This window comes from Mesorhizobium sp. M0590 (assembly GCF_040320905.1).
In the GTDB taxonomy this organism is placed as follows: domain Bacteria; phylum Pseudomonadota; class Alphaproteobacteria; order Rhizobiales; family Rhizobiaceae; genus Mesorhizobium.
In genome coordinates this window covers 89,737-99,792 of record NZ_JAMYQN010000022.1, presented here as the reverse complement: position 1 = coordinate 99,792, position 10,056 = coordinate 89,737, and the positions used below count along the sequence as shown (strand labels likewise).

Here is a 10,056-nt window from a genome sequence, read left to right as displayed (position 1 = left end):
ATAGCGGGCGCGCGGGCCCGCCCCGCGTGCCCGCGCCTAATTGGTATTGGGCTCCTTGCGCCGCCGGGGGGGTGGGTGTTTAATTTTCCCGGGGCGGCCGGCCCCCGGGGGGGGGCCGGACGCATACCAGCATCGTGAGAATGGCCTAAAGAATCTCGGTCTTGGCGATGTGGATGCCAAAACCTTCGAGGCCGACATAATGGCGCTCGCGCGAGGCGATCAGTTTGATCGAGGAAATGCCGAGATCCTTGAGGATTTGCGCGCCGAGGCCGATCTCGCGCCATTCGTTTTCGCGGCGGCGAGCCTCTTCGTGATCCTCGCGGTCGCCGGCAGCCGGGCGCTTGCGCTCCTGATGGGCGACGCCGACCGAGCCTTCGCGCAGATAGACGATGACGCCGCGCTGGCGCTCGCCCATCGCCTTCATGATGGCGTCCAGCCTGTGGCTGGTGCCGAAGACGTCGCTGACCACGTCCTCGGAATGAAGGCGCACCGGCACCTCGACGCCGTCGCGGATATCGCCGAAGACGACCGCCACGTGATGCATGGAGTCCCAGGGCAGCGTGTAGGTGAAGACCTGTGCCTTGCCGCCGGGTGTCTCGATGTCCGAACAGGCGACGCGCTCGACCAGCGATTCCTTGCGTTGCCGGTAGGCGATTAGGTCGGCAACCGAAATCTGCTTCAACCCGTGCTTTTCCGCGAAGGCCTGCACCTGCGGGCCACGCATGACAGTGCCGTCATCATTGACCAGCTCGGAAATGACGCCGACCGGCGGCAGGCCGGCGAGCTTGCAGAGGTCGACAGCGGCTTCGGTATGGCCCGAACGCATCAGCACGCCGCCTTCGCGCGCGATCAGCGGAAAGATGTGGCCGGGGCGCACGAAATCGGACGCGCCGACATTGCCATTGGCGAGATTGCGCACCGTCAGCGTGCGGTCGTCCGCCGAAATGCCGGTCGTGGTGCCGTGCTTGAAGTCGACGCTGACGGTAAAGGCAGTGGTGTGGGCGGAATCATTGTCAGCCACCATCGGCGACAGGTTGAGCCGCTTGGCTTCCTCGCGCGGCATCGGCGTGCAGACGATGCCCGACGTGTTGCGGACGATGAACGCCATCTTTTCCGGCGTGCAATGGACGGCGGCGACGATCAGGTCACCCTCGTTCTCGCGGCCGTCATCGTCCATGACGACGACGATCTCGCCGCGCTCGAAGGCGCGCAGGGCTTCGACGATTTTCTTCTGGTCGTAAGGCATAAGTGCTCGCTTCGCTCGCAGGGAATAGGGGAGTAGGGCAGTACGGGAGTAGGGGAAAGGAAAAAATGCTGTTGTGGGAGTTGCGTAACCTACTCCCCTACTCCCCTACTCCCCTCCCGTTTGTCCCCGATGACGCAGATAATGATCGGCAATGGCGCAGGCAACCATCGCCTCGCCGATCGGCACGGCGCGGATGCCGACGCATGGATCGTGGCGGCCTTTGGTCATGATCTCGACGTCGTTGCCGTCCTTGTCGATCGACTTTCGCGGCGCCAGGATCGACGAGGTCGGCTTGACGGCGAAACGCGCGACGATCGCCTGGCCGGTCGAGATGCCGCCGAGGATGCCGCCGGCATTGTTGGACAGGAAGACCGGCTTGCCGTCATTGCCCATGCGCATCTCATCGGCATTCTCCTCGCCGGTGATGCGGGCGGCCTCGAAACCGTTGCCGATCTCGACGCCCTTGACGGCGTTGATCGACATCAGGCCGGCGGCGATGTCCTGGTCGAGCTTGGCATAGATCGGCGCGCCAAGCCCCGCCGGCACGCCGTCGGCGACGATCTCGATGACCGCACCGACCGAGGAGCCCGCCTTGCGAATGCCGTCCAGATATTTGGTGAAAACGGCGACGGACGCCGGATCGGGCGTGAAGAACGGGTTTTCAGCGTCGCCGACGAAATTCCAGTTCCAATTGGCGCGATCGATCGATTTATCGCCCATCGACACCAGCGCGCCGCGCACCACCATGCCGGGCACGACCTTGCGGGCAAGCGCTCCGGCCGCCACCCGCGCCGCCGTCTCACGCGCCGAGGAGCGGCCGCCGCCGCGGTAATCGCGCAGGCCGTATTTGACCTCGTAAGTGTAGTCGGCATGGCCCGGCCGGAACTGGCGGGCGATGTCGCCATAGTCCTTGGAGCGCTGGTCGACGTTCTCGATCAGCATCGACACCGGCGTGCCGGTGGTGATCATCGTCTCGCCGTCCTCATCGAGGATGAAGCCGGACAGGACCTTGACCTCGTCAGGTTCGCGACGCTGCGTCACAAAACGTGACTGGCCGGGGCGGCGCTTGTCGAGTTCGGCCTGGATCTCGTCGCGAGTGAAGCGGATGCCTGGCGGACAGCCGTCGACGACGCAGCCCAGCGCCGGCCCATGGCTTTCGCCCCAGGTGGTGACGCGGAAAAGATGGCCGAACGTGTTGTGCGACATGGAACCAGCCCTGCCGGCGTCGGAGCCGGCTCAGCGCATGACTCCGAAAATCGGAGCGATTTTCGGAAAGGATCATGCACAAAATCAAAAGTGCTACAGCGTCCTTTGCGCGTCCAGGAGGACGCGCGGCGCTGTCGCCTGCCTTCTATTGGCGTTTTCCACAGTGGTCAAACTGTGATCCCGCGGATTTAGTTTTGACACATTCGATTGGTTTCTGCTCAGTTCCGTTCCGTTGGACCGAGCCGCTGTACCGGCAATGATTAAAGAGGACGATGATGCGTATCCTGATTGGCGCTGTTGCCGCCACGCTGTTGATTTCCACCGCCGCCTTCGCCGGCCAGACCGAAGGCCTGATCAAGAAGGTCGATAAGGATGCGCTGACGCTGACGCTGGACGACGGCAAGTCCTACAAGCTGAACGCCGAAACCGACCTCGATGCGCTGAAGCCAGGCATGGACATCGTCCTCGCCTACGACGTGACGAATGGCGAGAACGTCGTCACCGACATGGAACTGCCGGACACCGGATCGACGGAATAGGCGCGTCGATATTCAGCTGAGGCCGGCCCGACCTGATCTCAACATACGCTACGTCATCGGTCTCAAAGCCACTCCAGGCGCCGGCCGTCCAGCCTGAGCACGCGGTCCTGCGGCACTTCCATGCTGACCGCATCTTGTTCGGACATCCCCAGCACCAAGCGGAACATTACGCGCATGACGCCACCATGGGTCACGCAGACCGTCTGGCGATCGAGCGCGTCGAACCACGGCTTCACCCGTTCGAGCAGCATCTGATAGCTTTCGGCGCCCTCGCCGGGCGGCTGGAAGTTCCATTTATCTAGGCGTCGGTGCCTGGTCGAACCGGGATCGTTCGCCTCGAGTTCGGCAAAGGTGAAACCCTGCCAGTCGCCAAAGCTCAATTCTACGAGTAGCGGCTCGGTACGATAGGCGTGCGGATCGAGCTTCATCGCCGCGCGCAGGCGCTCCATCGTCTCGCGCGTGCGCCGCATCGGGCTGGCGACAAATTCGAAATCTTCGGGCTTGTCGATGAGTTCGGCCAGCCTGCGCCCGTTGCGGCTAGCCTGCTCGCGGCCAAGCTCGTTGAGGTCGGTATCGGCCTGCCCCTGCAGCCGGGCCTCGGCGTTCCACGCCGTCTGGCCGTGGCGCACGATATAGACGAGCGGGTACATCAGGTCTTCCGGAAGAGGTCAGGCGGTGGCGTCAGTCCTTGACCGTCGAAATATCCGGCGCGTCGACCGCCTTCATGCCGACGACATGATAGCCGGAATCGACATGATGGATCTCGCCGGTGACGCCGCGCGAAAGGTCGGACAGGAAATAGACGCCGGAATCGCCGACCTCCTCCTGCGTGACCGTCTGCTTCAACGGCGAATTGTATTCGTTCCACTTCAGGATATAGCGGAAATCGCCGATGCCGGATGCGGCAAGCGTCTTGATCGGGCCGGCGGAGATCGCGTTGACACGGATCTTCTTGGCGCCGAGATCGACGGCCAGATAGCGCACGCTGGCTTCGAGTGCCGCCTTGGCAACACCCATGACGTTGTAGTGCGGCATCACCTTTTCCGCGCCGTAATAGGTCAGCGTCAGCAGCGACCCACCATCGGTCATCAGCGCCTCGGCACGTTTGGCGATGGTGGTGAAGGAATAGACCGAAATATCCATTGTACGCAGGAAATTGTCGCGCGTCGTCTCGACATAGCGGCCGGTCAGCTCGTCCTTGTCGGAAAAGGCGATGGCGTGGACGAGGAAATCGAGCTTGCCCCAATGGCTGGCGATATCGGCGAACACCGCATCGAGGCTGGCCGGGTCGGTCACATCGCAATGGCCGGCGACATGCGCGCCCAGTTCCGCGGCAAGCGGCTCGACGCGTTTCTTGAACGCCTCGCCCTGATAGGTCAGCGCGATCTCGGCGCCGTGGTCGACACAGGCCTTGGCGATGCCGTAAGCGATCGAGCGATTGTTGGCGATGCCAAGGATAAGGCCGCGCTTGCCGGCCATAAGGCCCCGTCCACCCGCCATGTCAGCGCTCTCCGCAAGGTTCTCTACTTTGTGGAGTGCCTATCGCACAGCCACAGTGCCCCTTCAAGCGTTCAAAGCGGACAGTTCGGGGGACAAAGCGGTTGCTCAACAGCGCCGCGCGTCCTTTGGGCGCGCAAAGGACGCTGTAGCGCCTTGACCTTGCGGTCGTGGGCCAGTGGAAAAATCCGACACTGGTGTCGGTGTGGCACGGCGGAAGATGACCCTTTGGCGGAAGTTTCGTTGGCCAGCGGCCGAAGTCACGCTCATGACCCCGAGCCGACTTCCATACTTTGGGCCGTTGGCGACCGCTTTGCGCCTCATCTCGGCCATTCAAGTTAGCTCGGCCATTGCCTTAAACCGGACATTATAGGCGACCGCGCTGGGAGGCCGGCATTCGAAACCCTTCACAATAGCCGTGATTCCGGAAGCTTCTTAGAAGCGGCCACTTAAGATTAGGCGTCCGCCTATTGCAGTCCGATGCGTCCCGTAGCCGACGCGGATAAGAAGCTAAACCGCGCTGGAGATCACATCGAAGCCAGTCGACCTCCGCCTGGACAACGGCTCCCGATAAACAGTCCACGCACCGCCGGTATCCCGGCAGCGCCTGGGAAAATTTCAGCCATTGCTCGGTCAGGAAGACGCAGGTGTTCCGTCAGCACGCCCTTTATGATCGATCGTACGTCCGTCGTAGCAGCCAAGTCTGTTCCGCCATGAAGCAGGTCTCGAGCAAGACCGGGCCAGCGATTGCCTACTCGCCCGCCGGCAACGGCGCCACCCATTAACAAGGTGACACTCGCGACGCCGTGATCAGTGCCGCCGTCGGTGTTGGGCACCACGGAACGGCCGAACTCCGTGACCACCAGCACCGCCGTCCTGTTCCAGGCAGGCCCGGACGCTTGGGCAAATGCAATGAGGCCCCGCGCCAGCCCATTCAAACTCCGCGCCAGCCTTCCGAAGTCCGCTCCCTGCGCCACATGCGTGTCGAAGCCGGCCACCTCGAGCATCGCGATCCGCGGTCCGCCCGTAGCTGACAGGGCAAGCGCCGCGCTCCTGGCCGCGTCGCCGAAGCGAGCCGCGTCGCATGCGGCATGTTGTTCCAGCAGGCTTTCGCTGCCTTTTGCGCCGGACGGCCAAGTGCCCTCGGCGTAGAGGCGGACGAGTTCGAGCCGAGGATTGGCCAGCGCAAGATGGGCCAGCATGTCCATCGATCGATCGGCCGGTCTGCCCCGCCACACCGCCTTCTGCCGGCCCGACAGTACAGAAGAAGCCCGGTCGAGCCATCCGGCGCTGCCGCCGTCGATATCGCCGTCGAACAGCGCCGCCTGGGCGGCCGCGTGGGACCGGCCCACATCCGGAATGGCGGTCGCGGGCACGATGAGCAACTCGCCGCACGAGTAGTGGGGCAGGAGAGACCCGAGCGCCGGATGAAGCGCGAAGAGCCCGTCGAGCTTGAGCATCTCGGCGACGCCAGAGTTCGGGAAAGGCACGAGGGGCCCGCGCGCCGAGGCAAAATGCGGATCGCCGTAGGGCGGCACGGCAGCTAGTGCATCGAGTCCGCCACGCACGTGGACGAGCAGAAGGCGAGGATCTTCGTCCACAAGCGAGGCACCGGCCAGACGCACGCTACCGAACGCGGACGCCAAGGCCAAACCTTGCAGCGCTGCCCTTCGGGTCAGTTGCATTTAGGCTCGTCCGAACTTGGGTTCACCGGCGTACCCGCGGTCATATACCCTAGCAGATCCGTATTCGGGCTAAGACTTCCCGTTGTCAGAGCCTTGTTAGTCGGCTGCGCGTTGCGAACCAAAAGGCCGGCAAGTGCCGGGGCTGCGAAAGATGTGCCCGAACAGATGTTCCTCCGGAGCTTGCCGTTCTTTCGGCTCTTCCACAGTGACAGGACATTGACGCCCGGTTCGGCATAGGACGCGCCGAACGCCCCCCCGCGCCATAGCGTGTCGCACCAGGCGTTGCTGATGCCTTGGCATTTCCCAGGAGTTGCCACCTGAATATATTCGCTGTTGGAAGCCGAAGCGCTGTATATCGCTCCCACCTTGTTTCCTGTCGTCACAGGCGAAAAATAAGTCGCCGCATTGGCCGGGAAATAAGACTGTACCCAAGGGCCCTCTTCGTCTTCCCGGGGGTTGCCCGCAGCTACCACAACGCGCACCTGACGGTCGGCGATCTGATAAAGAAGGGCGTCGAGAAATTTAAGATCTTGCAACGTGCTTCCGCGTCTGGTGCTCTCCAGATATAATGCACCCCAACTCAAGTTCAGAATATCCCCAGCGACCGCGTTGTCCCGAACATGGCGAAGCGCGAGAAGAGGCGGGCCGAAAATTTCGGTCTTCAGCTTACTGAAGGCCTTTACGATCTTGAGCGGGGCGTCGGGGCTGACACCAACCAGACCTATATACTGGTCGCCCTGCTTGACACGCTTTCCGCCGATAACTGCTGCCACCATCGTCCCGTGCCCTACTGTGTCGTCGAGGCTCGACACGGTCTGGCATGGGCTGCTCGTGCAATCGATGGCTTCCTGAACCTTGAGGAGCCCGGCGGTGACAACGCTCCAATCCACTCCGCTGTCGATGATCCATACGGTGGGCGATCCTGAAGCCACCGGCTGTGGTGACCCGACGACCCTGCAGACGCTGGGAGGGACAACATCCGCAGTCGGCGAGATGCCCAGGAGTTCCGGCCCCTCGCAGGTGGCACCATCGAACAGGTTCACCACGAAAGGATCCGGCTCCTCATATCCCCTGGAGCGCAGCTCTTCGATCTCGCTCTCGGAAAAGGTCCCCGTCACGATGCTGATACCGATATCCGGCATGTCCACCGCTTCCAGCTTGCCCTTGCCTGCGATGAACTTGTTTAGCGCGCCGATATCCTTGCGTAACTCCGCCGCCCTGGCGATGTCGACGATGAAAGTCTTTTCGATGTCACCGCTGTCGGTGAAGCCCTCCTCGCCTGACGCTTCCGGTCTCGCTGTTCCGACAACGGCGAGGAGACAGCCGAGCAACAGCACACGAAGTTGAGCAAGTATCATTCGTACACCCTCCGGCTGTCGTTACTGATACCGCGAGGATCAGAATGCTCCCAATACGGCTTTCTGTCCATGAAAACATCGAGTCGATGCGAGCATGCCGCCTGCGCATTGCTTGCGACAGATGCAAAATGCGTTTAGGCTATTTGCATTGACCTCGGAGGGGAGCCTCGGCGATGCCCAGGGCAGAATTGAAGCCAGGTCGGCAAGTCCAAGAGATCGGCGCAGCGATCGTAGGGGCCTGGCTCAAGCTTTTGCCGGCCTCGTCACGTATCTTGTCCATGGATTCAACAGATCCCCTAACAATTACCATTGATCGGCAGATTTTCGCCGTCGGTGATACTATCAGACTTCGGCCGGAAGCAGGCCGTGCTATCGGCAACATCAGGGTCCGGACCGCCGCCGCCGGAACAGCGCCACATTCGCAGACACTAACGATAGAAGATCTGAATGGGCAGCCCATAAAATACGAGGATGACCCTCTCGACGGGGGCGACGCGATCCCGGATGCTGCCGCCTATGCGGACCTGAAGCGTGATCTCAAAATGGTGCTGGAAGACATCGTGGAAACGGGAGTGTCTGTCGAAGTTCACGTGGACGAACCGAACTTGATCAATGTGGTGGTGCCCCAGGTGCCGAGGGGGGTCCTGACCCGCAGCGATCTGATCGATTATCTCCACGACTACCACAAATACGCCCAGGGCAGGCACTACCATGACGAGCTCGCCACGGCCGTGCTCTTCGGCTGCAGATAGTCGCCAGTCCCTACTCGGGCAATCCCGCTTCCCGCATGCCGTTGAGCAGCGTGTTACGGTCACCCTCCAGCTTGTAAGGTTCCTTGGTGGCGAACCGCCGCCCGGAGAACTCCGGTGCGCCACGCAGAACCAGATACGTGTAGCTCTTCGCCTCTTCGTTTCGGCCAAGCAGGGCGTTCGCTGCAGCCAGATAGACCTTAACCCAGGTCGGCATGGTGGACGAGCGGCCCAGATCGACGACTGCCTTATCCGGACGGTGGGCAATGAAATGGGCAAGACCGCGGAACGGCCAATACCATGAAGGCTCGTATAGGGGATCGAGCACTCGCGCCCGTTCGAACCAGTCCAAGGCACTTTGGGGCTCGCCGGCAAATGTTTGATAAGTCCCTTGATAGGAGACCTGCTCGGGATCGTGCGGATTGAGTTCGAGCGCGCGTGTGTATAGCTGAGATGCGACGTCGAAATCACGACGGTGGAGGAGCACCCAGCCCAGTATGTTCAGGCAGACTGGATCATTGGGGGAAAGCGCCACCGCTTTTTTGGCGATGTCATAAGCCTCGGCAAGCACCGCATCCGACGGCCCCATGTCGCGAAACCATTCAAGCTGCTTATAGTGGGCGAGCTTGGCGTACGCGCGCCCGTAGGATGGATCGAGCTCGATCGCTCGCTGATACCACTGTCGAGCCTCCATTTCGGCCGCGATGTCGCCCAGGGGCAGGGCATTGCCCCGGAGCACGCACTCATAGGCCGCGAGATTGGCAGGTGGTTTACGCCGCGCCTTCTCGGCGCCTGCGGCCGTAAGACGGCCGATAACGGTCCCGACGATCTTCCCGATCAGTTCGTCCTGGACATCGAAGATGTCCTGCTCGTCCCCGTCGTAGCGCTCGGCCCACAAGCACTCACCCGAGGTTGCGTCGACCAGCTCGCATGTAATGCGCATTCGCCGGCCCATGCGGCGGATCCCGCCTTCGATGACGAAATCCACGCCGTTATCCGCGACCAGGTCCACATCCTTGAGCCGCGTCGACGTATAATGGGACGCAACCGTAAGCTGAGTAAAGCGCGTCAGTTCCGTGACGATGTCTTCGGTGAAGCCGCCACTGAAATAGGGTTGGACGTCGCCCGCGCTCTTGAACGGGCGAACGAGGATGGAGGGCTTGCTCGGACCAGCCACCTGCGCAGTCGATGCAGGTGGCAGCCCTTTGGGCTTTTGGAACAACGAGTATACGGGAATCGGGCGTGGAATGTTCTTGAGATGCTGTTCGCCGCAATATTCAAACGGAAGATTAAATTTGTCGCGAACTTCGTCGTGTACCTTTCCGGAAAGGCAGATACCGCCCGGGCTGGCGAACTGTTCCAGGCGCGCGGCTATGTTGACGGTATCTCCAAACACATCGCCATCGGTATCGACAATAATATCACCGAAGTTGATCCCAATCCGGAGAAAAATTTCCTGGCTGGCCTTCCCCGAAGACTGGCCGACAAGCAGTTCCTGGACTTCCACTGCTGACTGCACGGCTCCGAAAGCGCTTGGAAACTCGGCGAGCATCCCGTCTCCGGTCGTTCTCACAACCCGTCCCCGGTGCTGCGTGATCCTAGGCTCTATTTCGTCCTGCATGAGATGTTTGACGAGCGCGAAGGTGCGCTCTTCGTCGCGGGCCATCAGCGACGAGTAACCGACCATGTCAGCAGCCAGGATAGCCGTCAGACGTCGCTGAAGATTGCTGTCGCCCGCGTTCATTCTCTCCCTCGGCGGGTTATATTATGTTCGAC

The 10,056-nt window shown here is 61.7% G+C and carries 9 protein-coding genes; 2 read left to right on the top strand and 7 right to left on the bottom strand.

Annotated features, from left to right (window positions below):
• Positions 1 to 145: 145 nt before the first annotated feature.
• Both ribB and aroC read right to left on the bottom strand, forming a co-directional pair.
• Complete coding sequence (ribB, locus tag NKI52_RS27650; RefSeq protein ID WP_352700350.1) at positions 146 to 1,246, bottom strand: 3,4-dihydroxy-2-butanone-4-phosphate synthase; 1,101 nt, start codon at positions 1,244 to 1,246, stop codon at positions 146 to 148.
• Positions 1,247 to 1,351: 105 nt separating this feature from the next.
• On the bottom strand, positions 1,352 to 2,452 hold the full coding sequence (gene aroC, locus NKI52_RS27645) for a chorismate synthase (protein WP_352700349.1): 1,101 nt from the start codon (positions 2,450 to 2,452) through the stop codon (positions 1,352 to 1,354).
• Positions 2,453 to 2,727: 275 nt separating this feature from the next.
• Between aroC and NKI52_RS27640 the strand changes: the two genes are divergently transcribed.
• Positions 2,728 to 2,991, top strand: a complete 264-nt coding sequence (locus tag NKI52_RS27640) for a DUF1344 domain-containing protein (RefSeq protein ID WP_023716902.1) — start codon at positions 2,728 to 2,730, stop codon at positions 2,989 to 2,991.
• Positions 2,992 to 3,053: 62 nt separating this feature from the next.
• Here NKI52_RS27640 and NKI52_RS27635 read toward each other — a convergent pair whose 3' ends face one another.
• The 4 genes from NKI52_RS27635 to NKI52_RS27620 form a co-directional block, all read right to left on the bottom strand.
• A complete protein-coding gene (locus tag NKI52_RS27635) occupies positions 3,054 to 3,641 on the bottom strand; it encodes a histidine phosphatase family protein (RefSeq protein WP_352700348.1) in 588 nt (195 codons plus the stop codon).
• Positions 3,642 to 3,672: 31 nt separating this feature from the next.
• Positions 3,673 to 4,491 (bottom strand): enoyl-ACP reductase FabI, encoded by an 819-nt coding sequence (fabI, locus tag NKI52_RS27630; RefSeq protein WP_031211054.1) that lies wholly within the window; start codon positions 4,489 to 4,491, stop codon positions 3,673 to 3,675.
• 524 nt (positions 4,492 to 5,015) lie between these two features.
• On the bottom strand, positions 5,016 to 6,173 hold the full coding sequence (locus NKI52_RS27625; RefSeq protein ID WP_352635352.1) for a DUF1501 domain-containing protein: 1,158 nt from the start codon (positions 6,171 to 6,173) through the stop codon (positions 5,016 to 5,018).
• A complete protein-coding gene (locus NKI52_RS27620) occupies positions 6,164 to 7,531 on the bottom strand; it encodes a S8 family serine peptidase (protein ID WP_023674107.1) in 1,368 nt (455 codons plus the stop codon). Before NKI52_RS27620 ends, NKI52_RS27625 begins: the two co-directional genes overlap by 10 nt.
• Positions 7,532 to 7,704: 173 nt before the next feature.
• Here NKI52_RS27620 and NKI52_RS27615 point away from each other — a divergent pair, with 173 nt between their 5' ends.
• Positions 7,705 to 8,283 (top strand): hypothetical protein, encoded by a 579-nt coding sequence (locus tag NKI52_RS27615; protein ID WP_023674106.1) that lies wholly within the window; start codon positions 7,705 to 7,707, stop codon positions 8,281 to 8,283.
• Positions 8,284 to 8,293: 10 nt separating this feature from the next.
• On the opposite strand, the gene NKI52_RS27610 is transcribed toward NKI52_RS27615, so the two are convergent.
• On the bottom strand, positions 8,294 to 10,024 hold the full coding sequence (locus tag NKI52_RS27610) for an adenylate/guanylate cyclase domain-containing protein (RefSeq protein WP_031211050.1): 1,731 nt from the start codon (positions 10,022 to 10,024) through the stop codon (positions 8,294 to 8,296).
• Between the last annotated feature and the right edge of the window lie 32 nt (positions 10,025 to 10,056).